The sequence below is a fragment of the Klebsiella sp. D5A genome (genome assembly GCF_001620885.1).
Taxonomy (GTDB): domain Bacteria; phylum Pseudomonadota; class Gammaproteobacteria; order Enterobacterales; family Enterobacteriaceae; genus Klebsiella; species Klebsiella variicola.
In genome coordinates this window covers 483,684-500,682 of record NZ_LOAR01000003.1, presented here as the reverse complement: position 1 = coordinate 500,682, position 16,999 = coordinate 483,684, and the positions used below count along the sequence as shown (strand labels likewise).

Annotated in this window: 16 protein-coding genes; 11 read left to right on the top strand and 5 right to left on the bottom strand. The window is 57.9% G+C overall.

Annotated features, from left to right (window positions below):
- Nucleotides 1–193 precede the first annotated feature (193 nt).
- Both wrbA and AS136_RS05820 read left to right on the top strand, forming a co-directional pair.
- Entirely contained in the window at nucleotides 194–790 is a 597-nt protein-coding gene (gene wrbA, locus AS136_RS05825; RefSeq protein WP_008805935.1) for an NAD(P)H:quinone oxidoreductase, read from the top strand.
- Between the two features lie 20 nt (nucleotides 791–810).
- Nucleotides 811–1,038, top strand: coding sequence for a YccJ family protein (locus tag AS136_RS05820; RefSeq protein ID WP_008805934.1), 228 nt, complete (start codon nucleotides 811–813; stop codon nucleotides 1,036–1,038).
- A gap of 67 nt (nucleotides 1,039–1,105) precedes the next feature.
- Here AS136_RS05820 and agp read toward each other — a convergent pair whose 3' ends face one another.
- Complete coding sequence (gene agp / locus AS136_RS05815) at nucleotides 1,106–2,353, bottom strand: bifunctional glucose-1-phosphatase/inositol phosphatase (protein ID WP_012968594.1); 1,248 nt, start codon at nucleotides 2,351–2,353, stop codon at nucleotides 1,106–1,108.
- A 152-nt stretch (nucleotides 2,354–2,505) separates the two neighbouring features.
- Between agp and AS136_RS05810 the strand changes: the two genes are divergently transcribed.
- Together AS136_RS05810 and AS136_RS05805 are read left to right on the top strand one after the other, a co-directional pair.
- The gene (locus AS136_RS05810; protein WP_063266693.1) at nucleotides 2,506–2,955 is read left to right on the top strand and encodes a winged helix-turn-helix transcriptional regulator; all 450 of its coding nucleotides are present in this window, start codon (nucleotides 2,506–2,508) and stop codon (nucleotides 2,953–2,955) included.
- A gap of 115 nt (nucleotides 2,956–3,070) precedes the next feature.
- Nucleotides 3,071–3,859, top strand: a complete 789-nt coding sequence (locus AS136_RS05805; RefSeq protein ID WP_008805931.1) for an SDR family NAD(P)-dependent oxidoreductase — start codon at nucleotides 3,071–3,073, stop codon at nucleotides 3,857–3,859.
- Between the two features lie 20 nt (nucleotides 3,860–3,879).
- On the opposite strand, the gene AS136_RS05800 is transcribed toward AS136_RS05805, so the two are convergent.
- A complete protein-coding gene (locus AS136_RS05800; protein ID WP_008805930.1) occupies nucleotides 3,880–4,101 on the bottom strand; it encodes a hypothetical protein in 222 nt (73 codons plus the stop codon).
- 256 nt (nucleotides 4,102–4,357) lie between these two features.
- On the opposite strand from AS136_RS05800, the gene AS136_RS26375 reads away from it, so the two are divergent.
- Nucleotides 4,358–4,480, top strand: coding sequence for a small membrane protein (locus AS136_RS26375; RefSeq protein ID WP_002898600.1), 123 nt, complete (start codon nucleotides 4,358–4,360; stop codon nucleotides 4,478–4,480).
- Nucleotides 4,481–4,599: 119 nt separating this feature from the next.
- Here the strand turns inward: AS136_RS26375 and AS136_RS05795 are convergent, their stop codons facing one another.
- Nucleotides 4,600–5,991: an APC family permease gene (locus AS136_RS05795; protein ID WP_063266692.1), complete on the bottom strand. Its 1,392-nt coding sequence runs from the start codon at nucleotides 5,989–5,991 to the stop codon at nucleotides 4,600–4,602.
- A 353-nt stretch (nucleotides 5,992–6,344) separates the two neighbouring features.
- A complete protein-coding gene (locus AS136_RS05790) occupies nucleotides 6,345–7,766 on the bottom strand; it encodes a glutamine synthetase family protein (protein ID WP_008805927.1) in 1,422 nt (473 codons plus the stop codon).
- A gap of 225 nt (nucleotides 7,767–7,991) precedes the next feature.
- On the opposite strand from AS136_RS05790, the gene puuD reads away from it, so the two are divergent.
- From puuD to AS136_RS05770, 4 genes are all read left to right on the top strand, one after another.
- Entirely contained in the window at nucleotides 7,992–8,744 is a 753-nt protein-coding gene (gene puuD, locus AS136_RS05785) for a gamma-glutamyl-gamma-aminobutyrate hydrolase (RefSeq protein WP_162494428.1), read from the top strand.
- Between the two features lie 25 nt (nucleotides 8,745–8,769).
- Nucleotides 8,770–9,327, top strand: a complete 558-nt coding sequence (puuR, locus tag AS136_RS05780) for an HTH-type transcriptional regulator PuuR (RefSeq protein WP_002898590.1) — start codon at nucleotides 8,770–8,772, stop codon at nucleotides 9,325–9,327.
- A 319-nt stretch (nucleotides 9,328–9,646) separates the two neighbouring features.
- On the top strand, nucleotides 9,647–11,134 hold the full coding sequence (puuC, locus tag AS136_RS05775; RefSeq protein ID WP_063266691.1) for an aldehyde dehydrogenase PuuC: 1,488 nt from the start codon (nucleotides 9,647–9,649) through the stop codon (nucleotides 11,132–11,134).
- 2 nt (nucleotides 11,135–11,136) lie between these two features.
- A complete protein-coding gene (locus AS136_RS05770) occupies nucleotides 11,137–12,417 on the top strand; it encodes an NAD(P)/FAD-dependent oxidoreductase (RefSeq protein WP_008805924.1) in 1,281 nt (426 codons plus the stop codon).
- Here the strand turns inward: AS136_RS05770 and AS136_RS05765 are convergent.
- A complete protein-coding gene (locus AS136_RS05765) occupies nucleotides 12,414–13,376 on the bottom strand; it encodes a LysR substrate-binding domain-containing protein (RefSeq protein ID WP_008805923.1) in 963 nt (320 codons plus the stop codon). The genes AS136_RS05770 and AS136_RS05765 overlap by 4 nt on opposite strands.
- A gap of 82 nt (nucleotides 13,377–13,458) precedes the next feature.
- Here AS136_RS05765 and AS136_RS05760 point away from each other — a divergent pair, with 82 nt between their 5' ends.
- Both AS136_RS05760 and AS136_RS05755 read left to right on the top strand, forming a co-directional pair.
- Nucleotides 13,459–14,544, top strand: coding sequence for a tartrate dehydrogenase (locus tag AS136_RS05760; protein WP_008805922.1), 1,086 nt, complete (start codon nucleotides 13,459–13,461; stop codon nucleotides 14,542–14,544).
- A gap of 830 nt (nucleotides 14,545–15,374) precedes the next feature.
- Nucleotides 15,375–16,982 carry a BCCT family transporter gene (locus AS136_RS05755; RefSeq protein ID WP_004201469.1) on the top strand — a complete coding sequence of 536 codons (1,608 nt, stop codon included), beginning with the start codon at nucleotides 15,375–15,377 and terminating at the stop codon, nucleotides 16,980–16,982.
- The last annotated feature ends 17 nt before the right edge of the window (nucleotides 16,983–16,999 follow it).

Genomic DNA, 16,999 nt, shown 5'->3' with positions numbered 1-16,999 from the left:
AAAATAGCAGGCACAACGCTTCCTCCTTCTCTCCCTTTCAGGCCGCGCGGTGCAAGGAAAAGTAAATAATGCTTTGTCATTTTGTTATAAATCAAATAAATGCCCGTTGGATTTGCACTCTCCGGCGGAGGCTTTATCTTTAAAGGTAACCAGCCATTTGGCTGGCTTATAACGCAACCGAGGAGTGATGGAAATGGCTAAAATTCTGGTGCTTTATTATTCCATGTATGGACACATTGAAACCATGGCTCACGCCGTCGCCGATGGGGCAAACCGGGTGGATGGCGTTGAGGTGGTTGTGAAGCGCGTGCCGGAAACCATGCAGGCTGAAGCATTTGCCAAAGCAGGCGGGAAAACGCAAAACGCGCCCGTCGCCACGCCGCAGGAGCTGGCAGAGTATGACGCCATCATCTTTGGTACCCCAACTCGTTTCGGCAACATGTCCGGTCAGATGCGCACCTTCCTCGATCAAACCGGCGGTCTGTGGGCGTCCGGCGCCCTGTACGGCAAGATCGCCAGCGTATTCAGCTCAACCGGCACCGGCGGCGGACAGGAACAAACCATTACCTCGACCTGGACGACGCTGGCCCACCACGGCATGATCATCGTCCCGATCGGCTACGGCGCCCAGGAGCTGTTTGATATTTCCCAGGTCCGCGGCGGTACCCCTTATGGCGCGACCACCATCGCCGGCGGAGACGGCTCGCGTCAGCCGAGCGAGGAAGAGTTAGCCATCGCCCGCTATCAGGGCGAACATGTCGCCAAACTGGCCGTTAAAGTCCACGGCTAATCTTCTGCAGGAGGAGTAACATGCCAACTCAAGAAGCAAAAGCACATCGCGTCGGCGAATGGGCAAGTTTACGTAACACCTCGCCGGAGATCGCCGAGGCGATTTTCGAAGTCGCCCACTACGATGAAAAACTGGCGGAGCAAATCTGGGAGGAAGGCAGCGACGAAGTGCTGGCGCTGGCCTTTGCCAAAACCGATAAAGATGCGCTGTTCTGGGGTGAACAGACGATTGAGCGTAAAAACGTCTAGAACGTTTATTTCCGCCAGGTCTCGCCCTAACCTGCTAAAAAACCCGGATTGCTCCGGGTTTTTTACATTATTTCGCCGCCTCGTTGATCACCTTTTTAAAGGTCTCCAGCGGACAGAATCCCTGATCGTCAACCGGGCAGCCGTTAAGCGCCAGGGTGACCCGCTGCGGCGGGGCCTGCAGGGTTAACGCGTCGGCGTTACGCAGCTGTTCAGTACTTTGATAGACATACTCAATCTTCATCAGATCGCGATTACCGGCGCTGTCATGCCAGCGCTGAAACAGCAGTTTGCCGCCAATGGGCGTGCGCTCGTACTGGCCAGGTAGTTGATAAGGCTTAAAGTCCAGGGCCGTCAGCAGCGAGGCGATGTTCGAGTCGTGCCCCACCAGCAGCGTGACTTTCGCCTTGTTGGCCTCCTCGCCCACCAGCGCGTTATCGATATATTTAACCAACGGTTTGGCGACGTTTTGTGCCACCGCTACCGAGGTAAACAGACTATCCTGGTAGCCGTTCTTCAGCTTCGACAGCACCTGCCATTGCTTATCGCTGGTGATTTCCCCCCACGCCACCTGGTCTTTCGGGAAACCTTCATAATATTGCAGGGTGAAGGCGTCCACCAGCGAGTTGCCCACCTTCAGCGGACCGGAAACCCCCGGCTCCTGTTGATAACCGGCGCTAAAGGTATCTTTACCCTCGCTCAGCGAGCAGACCTGCTTCTCTTTGCAGGAGGGCGAGTTGCGGTAATCGATCATCGTCTCCAGCAGCTTATAGCTCTCGGTCAGTTGCATCCCCTGACGCTCTTTTTCCATCGCCTGCAGCGCTTTCTCGCGAAACGCGGGGGAGTCGTCGGTAATAACCGGGTTGAAGGTCGGGTCCATGGTGCCCATCTGCGGCTGATGGTGCACCGTGATACCGCAGCCCGGGAACGCGCCGGTGATAAAGAACTGCGCGGTGGCGACGGTGCGCTGCAGGCTGTTGGCATAGGCGTAAACCGCGTTTTCCGGCGGGCACTCACCGCCGGTCACCAGCTTCTGCTGCGCCAGCCATTCGCGCATATAGTGGCCCATATACACCTCCAGCACGCCGCCTTTGGTGGTCAGCTGGCCGCCCGGCACATCCCACTGCGGCCAGGCCTTGGCGGTGGACTGCTCGAGCACGCTGCCGTTATTGGCCAGCGGCGCACGCAGGTTGTGACGGCTCATGATCAGCACCTGCTGCAGCTGATACCCCTCCGGGGCGGCCGAGTCCTGCGCCTGAGCGCCAGCGGATAACATCACCGCGCCGGCAACGGCGGCGGCAAGTAGACGTTTTTTCATCCCTTCATCCTTAGTCGTTTATTATCATCGCGTTAATTGTGACGGATTTATGACATTTTTCCTGGTAATCGCTCGCAAACTTAGACCGTAGCCGAAAATTTCCCCTGCCGGGCAAAGAGTTTTATAATGAAACAATTAACCTGGAGGCTTTCGTGAAACGTACCCGTCTGGAAAACAGCTGTTGCCCTATCGCCCGCTCCCTCGATGTTATCGGCGACTGGTGGTCGCTGCTGATCGTCCGCGATGCTCTACGCGGGGTGTGCCGGTTTAGCGAATTCCAGAAAAACCTCGGTATTGCCAAAAACATGCTCGCCGGGCGGCTGAAAATGCTGGTGGATGAAGGCATCCTGCGCCTGCAGCCGGCCTCCGATGGCAGCGCCTGGCAGGAGTATGTCCTGACCGACAAGGGCCGTGCCCTGCAGACGGTGCTGGTCGCCCTCTCCCAGTGGGCAGACGACTATCTGTTCGAGCCCGACGAACCGGCGACCCGGCTCATTGACCGTCAGCAGCGCCAGCCCCTGCGTAAGCTGGTCCTGCAGGCGGCGGATGGCCGTGAGCTGGCCCCGGCAGACATCACCATCGCTATTCCGCTGAACGACTAAACGCTGCCCGCGGCAGGCAAAAATGAAAAAGTCCGGACAAAATGGTTGCATTATTAAACCTAATATCTCATGCTGAATTTGGTTTAATAATGCAACCTTTTACGAGGCAATTCTCATGACCCAACCATCGCACACTGCTTTTATCACTGGCGCGTCCTCAGGTATCGGCGCGATCTATGCCGAACGACTCGCCGCCCGCGGCTACAACCTGATCCTCGCCGCCCGTCGTGAAGACCGGCTGCTGGCGCTCGCCGACCAGCTGCAGGCGCGCTACGCCATCCAGGCCAGCATCCTCAAAGCCGATCTTAGCGAAGAGCACGGGATTGCCGCCGTAGAGCAGCGTCTGCAGCAGGATCCCGCCATCGACCTGTTCATTAACAACGCCGGCACCGCGAAAATGGCGGGTTTTCTCGCCAGTACGCCGCGGGAGCACCAGGCGATTCATACGCTCAATACCACGGCGCTGCTGCGCCTGAGCTATGCCGCGCTGGCCGCTTTCATCCCACGACGCCGGGGAACGCTCATTAATATTGCCTCCATCCTCGCGCTACATACGCTGCCAGGTAGCGCGGTCTACAGCGCCAGTAAAGCCTGGGTGTTGAGCTTCACCCGCGGTCTGCAGGATGAGTTTGCCGACAGCGGCGTGCGTATTCAGGCGGTATTGCCGGCGGCGACCGCCACCGATCTCTGGCCGACCTCCGGCGTGGCGTTGAACGCCCTGCCCACCGGCACGGTGATGACCACAGAGGATCTGGTGGACGCCGCTCTCAGGGGGCTGGAGATGGGGGAACAGGTCACCTTACCACCGGTTCATGACCTGGGACTATGGGAGGCTTTTGAGCAGTCCAGACTGGCGCTGTTTACCAGCGCACGAACCGGACAGCCTGCGCCGCGGTATCGCTAAGCGGCACCTTGCGGCGGGCATTACTCCGGTAGCGGAACCGCCGTAAGGGTACAAATGGCCTCGTGCTCGCCGCCGCGGCGATCGGTGATCACCACCTTATCGCCCGCTTTTTTGCCTTCACACGGCTTGAGGACCTGCTCCACGATCTGCTCGCGGCTCGCCTGACGTTCACTTTCAGCCTGGCTGGCAAAGGCAGACAGCGCCAGCACCACGCCCAGCAGGCTGAGGGATTTCTTATACATGACTGACTCTCAGATCGTTCTTATTCGCGGTCAGCGTAACCCGCTGTACGCCGCACTTCTGTAAAATCACTTAACGGAGTGTTACATCCTTTCAGGTGAAACCCGGGCGGTCACATTCCTGCGGGAAATATTTTATCACAACCCCGCCGCCGGATATTCTCGCGATGAGGCGTCATCTTTCAGACATATCCCGATGTTATCTTCAAACAGAGCCCTGTATCTTTTTCCCTTTCTAAACAGAATATTAGGTTGGTCTATGTCGGGTCTTATTCTCTTTATCGTCGCGGTGGCGCTGCTGGGCGTCGCCATCTACAGCCTGGTGTCGTACCTCAAAGAGCGGCGCGCCAGTCAGTTACCTGTCCATAAAAAGAAGAAATAATACCTTCCGTTCCCCGCCGTTTTCTGCTGATTTCTTTACCGTCCTGTACTGTCCCTTACCGAACCAAAAACCAAGGCAGGCCTGTGGGCCTGCCTTGGTTCAATCGCAGCATCAAACGTTTATGACTCCCAGGCCTGCTCCGCTTTGGTGGCATCGAACTGCGGCGGCGGTTTACGGAAGCGTCGGGTCAGGTAAGCCAGGTACAGCAGGCCAAGCGCCGCCCACACCAGGCCGAGCGTTAGCGAGGTGGCCTCGAGGTTGATCCACAGCACGCCCACCGTCAACGCGCCGACCATCGGCAACAGCAGATAGTGCAGCCGATCCTTCCAGGTTTTGTTATACCCCTTGCGCCGCCAGAAGTGGTTGAACACCGACAGATTTACGAAGGTGAACGCCACCAGCGCGCCGAAGTTGATCAACGCCGTGGCGGTCACCAGGTCGAAGAACAGCGCCGACAGCGCGACAATACCCACCATAATCACGTTCAGCGCCGGGGTACGCCATTTCGGATGCACATAGCCAAAAATGCGCTCCGGGAAGACGTTGTCGCGGCCCATCACGTACAGCAGACGGGAGACGCTGGCATGCGAGGCCAGGCCCGATGCCAGGGTGTTAACAAAGGTGGTGCAGAGGAAAATCGACTGGAACAGCTTGCCGCCCACGTACAGCGCAATCTCCGGCAGCGCGGCATCGGGGTCTTTAAAGCGATGAATATCCGGGAAGAACAGCTGCATAAAGAACGACGCGACGATGAAAATAATGCCGCCGTACATCGCAGTAAGAAAAATCGCTTTCGGGATCACCCGTGCGGCGTCAGGGGTTTCTTCCGACAGCGTGGTCACCGCGTCGAAGCCGAGAAACGAGAAGCAGACAATCGTCGCGCCGGTAATAATCGGGATCAGATACGCATTCTGGCTGATAAACGGCTGCAGCGACCAGACGGTCCCTACCCCCTCGCCTTTGTGCAGCCCCTGCACCACCAGAATGACAAACACCACCATGATCGAAATCTGCACGAGCACGAACAGGGTGTTGAAGTTGGCCACCAGGTTAACGCTTTTCAGGTTCGCGGCGGTCAGAATGGCGACAAAGGTGACCACCCACACCCATGGCGGCACCTCCGGGAACAGCGCCGAGAGATAGATCTTCGCCAGCAGGACGTTGATCATCGGCAGAAACAGATAATCGAGCAGCGACGACCAGCCGACCATAAAACCGACGTGCGGACTGATGGATTTTTGCGCGTAGGTATAGGCGGAACCGGCTTCCGGGAACTGACGCACCAGTTTGCCGTAGCTGATGGCGGTGAACAGCACCCCGGCCAGCGCCAACAGATAAGACGCCGGTACGTGGCCATTGCTGATGCCGGAGACGATGCCGAAGGTATCAAACACCGTCATCGGCGTCAGATAGGCCAGCCCCATCATCACCACTTGCCAGAGTTTGAGGGATTTACGCAGGCGTGGTCTGCCCGCCTGAGCGGCGTTATGCACAGGAAGATTAATAGCCATCGCCCATTCCCCCCTTGCTGTTAACAGTTTGCGGACCCAACGTCCGCGTGACAAACCTGCTTAGCAAAGGGGTAAGGCATAGATAAAAGGGTAAGACGGACCGGTGAGCGGTAGCTGGCTGGCATTCCATGCGGCCTGAGCGGCCTCCCTCTCCCTGCGGATATTTGAACATCTGCATCATCTCATTTCCTCGTCACACACTGTGTCGTTAACTGAAGCCCCGTTGCCGCCTGCGCTCCTTAACGCGACATCCGGGAAATGGCTGGGCTCCCAGCAAAAAGGACGACCAGGCTCCGCTCAGGCCGTATGATGCTACTGATTACCAAACTCATGGGCCCCTCGCGGGGCGACCATCAGGCGTTTTTCAACATCCACTCAATTTCGGTTTCTGTGATAAGACGCTCAAACTGCAGTAATTCATCATGCTTACAGGCATGGAAAACGTGGCAGAAACGCTCACCGAGGCGCTCGCGCAGATGATCGTTCTGCATAAACTCCCACAGCGCATCGCTCTGGCGGATCGGGAACGGCAGGCCCTCTTGTTCCAGACCGTTACCTTCCACCTCTTCCTGCAAAGGCAGCTGGGGGTTATCCAGCCCGTGCAGAATGCCGGCAAAAATCGCCGCCATCACCAGATACGGGTTGGCGTCCGCCCCCGCCACGCGATACTCGACGCGGTGGTTCTGCCGCTCGCCGCACGGAATACGCAAGGCCACGGTGCGGTTGTTATGCCCCCACGAAGCCTGCGTCGGGACGTACATCCCCGGCTGGAAGCGGCGATACGAGTTCACGTTCGGCGCCAGCAGCGCCATCGAGGCCGGCATCAGATCGATCATCCCGGCCAGCGCGCGTTTGAGCAGCACAGAGTCTTCCCCGTCGCCGTCCACCAGCACGTTTTCCCCTTTATTGTTCAGCATGCTGATGTGGATGTGCATCCCGCTGCCCGCATGCTCTTCATAAGGCTTCGCCATAAAAGTGGCGTGCATCTTATGCTTCTCCGCCATTAAACGCACGAGACGTTTTAACGCCAGCGCATCATCGCAGGCATCCAGCACGTTATCGGTATGGTGAAGGTTGATTTCAAACTGGCCCGGCGAGGCTTCCGCCACCGCGCCGTCGGCGGGGATCAGCTGTAGTTTGGCCAGCTCGTCGATGTCATAAAGCACGTCGGCAAAGTGGTTCAGGTTATCGACGGAGTAGACCTGGCTTTGGGTGTTGCGATCGTCGGTGCCCGGCGCGCACGGCGGCTGGAGGTAGCCTTCTGCGTCGCGTTTGCGGTCCAGTAAATAGAACTCCAGCTCTACCGCTACCACGGGGAACAGCCCGCGCTGGCGTAACTGCTGCCAGAGGCGGTTGAGTACGTTCCGCGGCTCAACGTCAAAGGGAGCGCCATCTTCATCAACCATGGTCAGCTGTACCTGGGCTATCGATTGTGGGTCAGCCGCCGAAGGCGTTAAGGTGCCGGGTACCGGAATGCAGCTGCGATCCGGTTCGCCCATATCCTGACCCAGGCCGGCCTCTTCCACCACATTGCCAAGAATATCCATTGCAAACACCGAGGCCGGGAAATAACAGCCTTTCTCCAGTTTGCTCAGGCCGGCAACCGGAATGCGCTTGCCGCGGAAGCAGCCGTTCAGGTCGGTAAGGAGGACATCGACATACTGGGTATCGGGGTAGGTTTCGAGGTAGCGCTTCACTTCTTTCGCGAACGCGCTGACCCGTCTCTCTTCCGTCTGCTGAACAAAGTTCTCAACTTCTACGATATTGGTTTCCATGATTCACCGCCGTTGGTTGGGTTTCGGTCCTGTGCTCAGACCGTTAAATATAATGTCCACCCCATCGACTGTGTATGCAAATAAATTGTTTGTCAAATGTTAAATTAAGTTTGCAAAGGGCTATTTCCACTGCTAGATTGAGAAAATATTGAACGATATGGCCGTTAAACCCGCTATAGCGGTCATAATTTAGTCCACTTTGTGAGGGCGATCATGGAAAATATAATGTACAAGCCAGTTATTGGCGTCGTGATGTGTAGAAACAGGCTTAAGGGTCACCAGACCCAGACTCTGCAAGAAAAGTACCTGAATGCCATTGTTAACCACGGCGGATTGCCGATCGCCCTGCCGCATGCGCTGGCGGAGCCGGAGCTGCTGAACGCGTTAGTCGATAAACTGGACGGGATTTACCTGCCAGGCAGCCCCAGTAATGTGCAGCCGCACCTTTATGGTGAAAACGGCGATGAGCCTGACGCCGACCCCGGGCGTGATCTTCTGAGCATGGCGCTGATTAACGCCGCGCTCGAAAGGCGCATCCCCATTTTCGCCATCTGTCGTGGACTGCAGGAACTGGTTGTCGCCACCGGCGGGACTCTGTATCGTCGTCTGTTCGAGCAGCCTGAGCTCCTTGAACATCGTGAAGATCCTGAACTACCCGTCGAGCAGCAGTATGCGCCGTCCCATCAGGTTGAGGTTCAGGAAGGAGGATTGCTGTCGCAATTGATACCGGGCTGCAACACGTTTTGGGTAAACTCGCTACATGGGCAAGGGGCAAAAACCCTGAGTCCGCAGCTGCGCGTGGAGGCGCGAGCGCCGGATGGACTGGTGGAAGCGGTCAGCGTGAACGATCATCCTTTCGCGTTGGGCGTACAGTGGCATCCTGAATGGAACAGTAGCGAATACGCCCTGTCGCGTATGTTGTTTGATGGTTTTATCACCGCCTGTCAGGGCCATCATGCTGAAAAGCGGCGGCGCTGACCACTACCGTTAAGGAAATGCAAATATGAGCGATGACGGACTGGCGCCAGGGAAACGTCTGTCAGAGATCCGCCAACAGCTGGGTCTCTCACAGCGTCGTGCCGCCGAACTGTCTGGGTTGACACATAGTGCCATCAGCACCATAGAGCAGGACAAAGTCAGTCCTGCCATCAGTACGCTGCAAAAGCTGCTGAAAGTCTATGGGCTGTCGCTCTCGGAATTCTTTTCTGAACCCGAAAAGCCGGACGAACCCCAGGTGGTCATTAATCAGGATGACCTGATTGAGATGGGAAGTCAGGGCGTTTCCATGAAGCTGGTTCATAACGGAAATCCGAACCGTACGCTGGCGATGATTTTTGAAACTTACCAGCCTGGAACCACGACCGGGGAGAGAATTAAGCATCAGGGTGAGGAGATAGGCACCATACTGGAAGGTGAGATCGTGCTGACCATTAACGGTCAGTCGTATCACCTGGTGGCTGGACAGAGCTATGCCATTAATACCGGCATCCCGCACAGCTTCAGCAACACCTCGGCAGGCATCTGCCGCATCATCAGTGCCCACACCCCCACCACATTCTGATTATTTAGCCTGAACGAGGTTCAGGCTTTCTTCAGGCCTGTCGCGGCGGAATATCTATTTTCGTCGCGGCGAAGAAATCGTAGTAATTACGCCTGCGCCGTACGGAATATTATTTCCTGTTGGCCCCGAAATAATTAACGCCAGTGAATGGCGACTCGCTCCTGAATAATTCGGGTTGTAAACAACCTGTCGCCATTCAGGGGAATAAAACGGTATTCAACTCCGGGGATACGTTATGCCTGCGCCCGGCGCAGTGCCCCCGTGCAGCCTGAAAACGCCGAACTGATTAATGTGCCGATAATGTTTTTAAGGAGTCATGATGAATTTTCAGCACCTGGCTTACTGGCAGGAAAAAGCGAAAAACCTGGCCATTGAAACGCGCTTATTTATTAACGGCGAATATTGCGCCGCGGCCGATAATACCACCTTTGAAACTATCGACCCTGCCGCGCAGCAGACATTAGCGCAGGTCGCCCGCGGTAAAAAAGCCGACGTCGAACGGGCGGTGAAGGCCGCGCGCCAGACTTTTGATAATGGCGACTGGTCGCAGGCCTCTCCGGCCCGGCGTAAAGCGGTTCTCACTCGCTTTGCTGACCTGATGGAAACCCATTGTGAAGAGCTGGCGCTGTTGGAAACGCTGGATACCGGCAAACCGATCCGCCACAGCCTGCGCGACGATATTCCCGGCGCCGCCCGCGCCATTCGCTGGTACGCCGAGGCGCTGGATAAAGTCTATGGCGAAGTCGCGCCCACCGGCGGCAACGAGCTGGCGATGATCGTTCGTGAACCAATTGGCGTGATTGCCGCGGTGGTGCCGTGGAACTTCCCGCTACTGCTGGCCTGCTGGAAACTCGGTCCGGCGCTGGCGGCGGGCAACAGCGTGATCCTCAAACCCTCAGAAAAATCGCCGCTCACCGCCCTGCGTCTGGCCGGGCTGGCGAAAGAGGCCGGCCTGCCGGACGGCGTGTTGAACGTGGTCAGCGGCTTTGGCCACGAGGCCGGACAGGCGCTGGCCCTGCATCCTGATGTTGAAGTCATTACCTTTACCGGCTCCACCCGTACCGGCAAGCAGCTGCTGAAAGACGCCGGCGACAGCAATATGAAGCGCGTGTGGCTGGAAGCGGGCGGCAAGAGCGCCAACATCGTCTTCGCCGACTGCCCGGATCTGCAACAAGCGGTCAGCGCCACCGCCGGCGGCATCTTCTATAACCAAGGCCAGGTGTGTATCGCCGGGACCCGTCTGCTGCTGGAGGAGAGCATCGCTGACGAGTTTCTGGCGCGGCTGAAAACCGAAGCACAACACTGGCAGCCGGGTAACCCGCTCGATCCGGACACCACCATGGGCATGTTGATTGATAACGCCCATGCCGACAACGTGCACAGTTTTATCCGCGGTGGCGAAGCCAAAAGCACGCTGTTCCTCGACGGACGGAAAAATCCGTGGCCTGCCGCCGTCGGCCCGACCATTTTCGTTGACGTCGACCCGGCATCGACCCTCAGCCGGGAAGAGATCTTCGGCCCGGTACTGGTGGTCACGCGCTTCAAAAGCGAAGAACAGGCGCTGCTGCTTGCCAATGACAGCGACTACGGTCTCGGCGCCGCCGTGTGGACCCGCGATCTGTCACGCGCCCACCGCATGAGCCGTCGCCTGAAGGCTGGCTCGGTCTTCGTCAACAACTATAACGATGGTGATATGACCGTTCCGTTCGGCGGCTACAAGCAGAGCGGCAACGGGCGCGATAAATCGCTGCACGCGCTGGAAAAATTCACCGAACTGAAAACCATCTGGATTGCCCTGGAGTCTTGATCATGACTGAACATACCACTAGCTACTACGCCGCCAGCGCCAATAAGTATGAACCGTTCCCGACGCTGGAGGGCTCCATCAACTGTGACGTCTGCGTTGTCGGCGGCGGCTACACCGGCCTCTCCTCAGCTCTGCATCTGGCCGAAATGGGCTACGACGTGGTGGTGCTGGAAGGGGCGCGCATCGGCTTCGGCGCCAGCGGCCGCAACGGCGGTCAGCTGGTCAACTCCTATAGCCGCGATATCGACGTCATTGAGAAGAACTACGGCCCGGATGCGGCCAAAATGCTCGGCAGCATGATGTTCGAAGGCGGCGATATTATTCGCGAGCGCATCCAGCGGTATCAGATCCAGTGCGATTACCGCCCGGGCGGCCTGTTCGTGGCGATGAACCATAAACAGCTGGAAACCCTGGAAGAGCAGAAAGCCAACTGGGAGCGCTACGGCAACACCCAACTGGAGCTGCTGGACAGAGAGGCCATTCGTCGTGAAGTGGACAGCGACCGCTACGTCGGCGCCCTGCTTGACCACAGCGGCGGCCATATTCACCCGCTGAACCTCGCCATCGGTGAAGCGGACGCCATTCGCCTGAACGGCGGCCGGGTGTATGAGCAGTCGCCGGTCACCCGCATCCAGCACAGCAGCCCGGCGGTGGTCAGCACCGCGCGCGGCCAGGTCACCGCGCGCTACGTGATCGTCGCCGGCAACGCCTATCTTGGCGATAAACTGGAGCCGGAGCTGGCGAAACGCAGCATGCCGTGTGGCACCCAGGTGGTCACTACCGCTCCGCTGTCGGAAGAGGTCGCCCGCTCGCTGATCCCGAAAAACTACTGTGTGGAAGATTGTAACTACCTGCTGGACTACTACCGTCTGACCGGCGACAACCGTCTGCTGTACGGCGGCGGCGTGGTCTACGGCGCGCGCGATCCGGACGACGTGGAGCGGCTGATTATGCCGAAGCTGCTGAAAACCTTCCCGCAGCTGCAGGGGGTGAAAATTGACTACCGCTGGACCGGCAACTTCCTGCTGACCCTGTCGCGGATGCCGCAGTTCGGCCGTCTCGATAACAATATTTACTACATGCAGGGCTACAGCGGCCACGGCGTGACCTGTACCCACCTTGCCGGACGCTTGATTTCAGAGCTGCTGCGCGGCGACGCCGAGCGGTTCGACGCCTTCGCCAAACTGCCGCACTACCCGTTCCCGGGCGGCCGCAGCCTGCGCATTCCTTTTACCGCCATGGGCGCCGCCTACTACAGCCTGCGCGACCGCCTTGGGGTTTAATCGCCTCTGCCGACGGCGCTGGCCGTCGGCTCATGCTGCGGATAGTGCTGCTGAAAGTAGTGGCGCAGAAACTCCACGGTGGTGCGAATTTTAGCCGACGTCGCCAACCGGGAGACATAGACTGCCCAGACGTTTGCAGGCTGAAAGAATTCCGGCAGCACATGCACCAGATGGCCGCTGGCGATATTCTCCCGGACGTCCCACCATGAACGTAACGCAATCCCCTGCCCGTCAAGACACCACTGATGCACAATTTCACCATGGTTGGACGACAGCGGCCCGGTCACCTTGATCGCATGCTGCCCCTCTTTGCTGTGCAACTGCCAGATGCCAAACGGATGATCGCGTTCTTTAATCACCAGGCAGGGTAAGGCGGCCAGATCGCTCAGCTGTTTCGGCGGTGGATGGCGGGCAAGGAATTGCGGCGAGGCGCAGAGCACGCGGTGGTTGGCCGCCAGCTGGCGGGCAATCAGATTCGGCGCGATATCATCGCCCACGCGAATATCGAGATCCACCCCTTCATTGACTAAATCCACCAGCCGGTCCTGGACATCGAAACGCAGTTCCAGCTGCGGGTACTGAAGGGCCAGCGCCGACAGCGCCGGGGCCACCACCCGGCGACCAAAGCCGAAGCTACTGATAATACGCAGCGTTCCCTGCGGCACCTGACGTACGTCGGAAAGCTCGTCCATCATCTCATCGACATCCTGCAAAATGCGCTGCGCCCATTCGTAGATCCGCTCCCCCTCCTCGGTAATGGTGACCCGGCGGGTAGTCCGGTGCAGCAACACCACATTCAGGGTTTGCTCCAGCAGCGAAACCCGCTTGCTGACGAACGCCGGTGATACGCCAAGCTCTTCGGCGGCGGCGGCGAACCCGGCCCGGCGAGCGACCAGCATAAAGACGCGTAAATCATTTAGCAGCGGCAGATTATTCATGATCTGTGTTTTATGTTTCACCAGTTAGCGTGATTAATTATGAACCAGTCAATTATAGGATAGGCAGGTGGTCAAACATCATCGCTAAAAAGTGAGAACCGGAATGAAAAAAACCTATCGTATTGCCGCCATCCCGGGTGACGGAATTGGCAAAGAAGTTCTGCCTGAAGGGATTCGCGTGCTGCAAGCCGCCGCACAGCGTTGGGATCTGTCATTGAGCTTCGAGCAGATGGAGTGGGCAAGCTGCGAATATTATGCCCATCACGGCAAGATGATGCCGGACGACTGGCGCGAGCAGCTGCAGGGCTTCGATGCCATCTACTTCGGCGCCGTCGGCTGGCCGGATACCGTTCCCGACCACATTTCGCTGTGGGGGTCGCTGCTGAAGTTCCGCCGTGAGTTTGACCAATACGTCAACCTGCGTCCGGTGCGTCTGTTCCCCGGCGTCCCCTGCCCGCTGGCGGGTAAAAAGGCCGGCGATATCGATTTTTACGTGGTGCGCGAAAATACCGAGGGCGAATATTCCGCCCTCGGCGGGCGCGCCAATGAAGGCACCGAGCATGAAGTGGTGATTCAGGAGTCGGTCTTTACCCGCCGCGGCGTGGACCGGATCCTGCGCTACGCCTTCGAACTGGCGCAAAGCCGCCCACGCAAAACGCTGACTTCGGCGACCAAATCCAACGGTCTGGCGATCAGCATGCCCTACTGGGATGAGCGGGTGGAAGAGATGGCCAAAAACTATCCGGATATTCGCTGGGACAAGCAGCATATCGATATCCTGTGCGCCCGCTTCGTGCTGCAGCCGGAGCGTTTTGACGTGGTGGTCGGCTCCAACCTGTTCGGCGATATTCTCTCCGATCTCGGCCCGGCCTGTACCGGCACTATCGGTATTGCGCCGTCGGCCAATCTCAATCCGGAGCGCACCTTCCCGTCACTGTTCGAGCCGGTTCACGGATCCGCGCCGGATATCTACGGTAAAAATATCGCCAACCCGATCGCCACCATATGGGCCGGGGCGATGATGCTCGATTTCCTCGGCAACGGCGATGCGCGCTATCACGCCGCGCACAACGGCATCCTGGCGGCGATTGAGCAGGTGATTGCCAGCGGGCCGAAAACCCCGGATATGAAAGGCAGCGCGTCAACGCAACAGGTCAGCGACGCCATCTGCAAGGCCATTTTGGCGTAATTACCCCGGCCGCTCCCCGGTGGCGCGGCGCTTACCGGGGCTACAAAAGGCACGATAATGTAGATACTGTTATCGGTTTGCAACAGTTTCGCCCCGGGAAAAACGTTTGTTCTGTGTTATTTCCGGGCACATTGCGCTCCCGATATGTCTTCCGTGTTATGTCTCTTCTGGCGCAGGGAGCGCACAGGGGGCGGCCAGTCGCCGCCGCCCCCTGTACCCCCGGGCTCCGGCCAGCAACATCGCCACTTCGTGGTGCCTTCGACTTATCCCTGCAGGCTTCGGGTCGGGCCGAGGCAGCGTCCGTGCAAAACACGGCCCTCAGCCCGCATCCCTGCGGGCTGCCCCGACCTGCCGGGAACGTCTCAGCGATGTTGAGGCCGCCAACACCGGCAGTTTCAGTAGCCATAGGGACAAGGTAGAGATCTTAAGCTCGCAATGGCACGGACCGTAGGTCGGGTAAGGCGTTAGCCGCCACCCGACAAAAAAACGACACCGCGAGTAGCAAGCACGGGTAAGGCGCAGCCGCTACCCGGGAAGACCTGCGCCAACTTCCCTCTCTTTTCGCTATGCAGAATCCCCCACGATTGACAAGTGGACCGCATCACAGCGGTGAACTTTATTAATTCCTGAAAGGACAGAACCTGCGCCAATTCACCTTTTATTATTTCCGTTCCGTGTTTTATTGCTTCACGAAACGGCCAATTGTTTAATTCATGTAACGAAGAAATAATCCGATTGTTAATAGCTTTTGCTACGAACCTTGACCCTACAGCGTGATAACAACGACAGGCTAAAGCCACCGACGGGCAATCATGCCCAGGAGATCACCCATGTTGAGCAACGTAAAGAAAAAAGATGTGCCGCTGATTGCCATCAGCCTGGCGGCCATTGTTTTCATCGCCGCTACATTAAGTCTCTTCCCGCAGCAAACCGCGCAGGCGGCTGATTCGATTTTTAACGGCGTGACCCGCCTGCTGGGTTCCACGGTACAGGTACTGGTGCTGCTGGCGCTGGGACTGGTGCTCTATCTGGCGACCAGCAAATACGGCAATATCCGTCTCGGCGAAGGTAAAGTCGAATACAGTACCCTCTCATGGCTGTTTATGTTTATCTGCGCCGGGCTCGGCTCCTCCACGCTGTACTGGGGCGTTGCCGAATGGGCTTATTACTACCAGACCCCGGGCCTGAACATTGCTCCGCAATCGCCGAAAGCGCTGGAATACAGCATCCCTTATTCTTTCTTCCACTGGGGGGTTAGCGCCTGGGCGACCTACACTCTCGCTTCGCTGATCATGGCCTATCACTTCCACGTGCGGAAAAATAAAGGCCTCAGCCTCTCCGGGATCATTTCAGCGATCACCGGAGTGAGTCCGCAGGGCTTCTGGGGCCGTCTGGTCGATCTGATGTTCCTGATCGCTACCGTCGGCGCGTTAACCATTTCGCTGGTGGTCACTGCCGCCACCTTCACCCGCGGCCTGTCAGCGCTGACCGGACTGCCGGATAACTTCACCGTGCAGGCGTTTGTGATCCTGCTCTCCGGCGGTATTTTCTGCATGAGTTCGTGGATTGGCATCAACAACGGCCTGCAGCGCCTGAGCAAAATGGTCGGCTGGGGGGCGTTTCTGCTGCCGTTGGTGGTATTACTGGTTGGCCCGACCGAATTCATCACCAATAACATCATTAACGCCGTCGGCCTGACGACTCAGAACTTCCTGCAGATGAGCCTGTTTACCGATCCCCTCGGCGACGGCGCCTTTACCCGCAACTGGACCGTCTTCTACTGGCTGTGGTGGATCTCCTATACCCCGGGCGTGGCGATGTTCGTCACCCGCGTCTCCCGCGGGCGCAAAATCAAAGAGGTGATCTGGGGACTGCTCCTTGGTAGCACCGCTGGCTGCTGGTTCTTCTTTGGGGTGATGGAAAGCTACGCCATGCACCAGTTCGTTAACGGCGTGATTAACGTACCGCAGGTGATGCAAACTCTTGGCGGCGAAACCGCCGTCCAGCAGGTCCTGATGTCGCTGCCGGCGGGCAAGCTGTTCCTCGCCGCCTATCTGTTCGTGATGATCGTTTTCCTCGCCTCGCACATGGATGCGGTGGCCTACACCATGGCGGCGACCAGTACCCGTAACCTGCGCGAAGGCGACGATCCGGATCGCGGCATGCGCCTGTTCTGGTGCGTGGTGATCACCCTCATCCCGCTATCGATTCTGTTTACCGGCGCTTCGCTTGAGACCATGAAAACCACCGTGGTGCTGACCGCCCTACCATTCCTGGCCATTTTACTGATCAAGACCGGCGGCTTCGTGCGCTGGCTAAAACAGGACTACGCCCACGTGCCGGTCAATCAGATAGAAACCCATACGCCCGAGCCAATGATTAAAGCCGAGACGCTACCGGTTGGCACGGTACTCAAAGGCGACGGCCAGTCGCTGTAAAACCTCTTACTGACAAT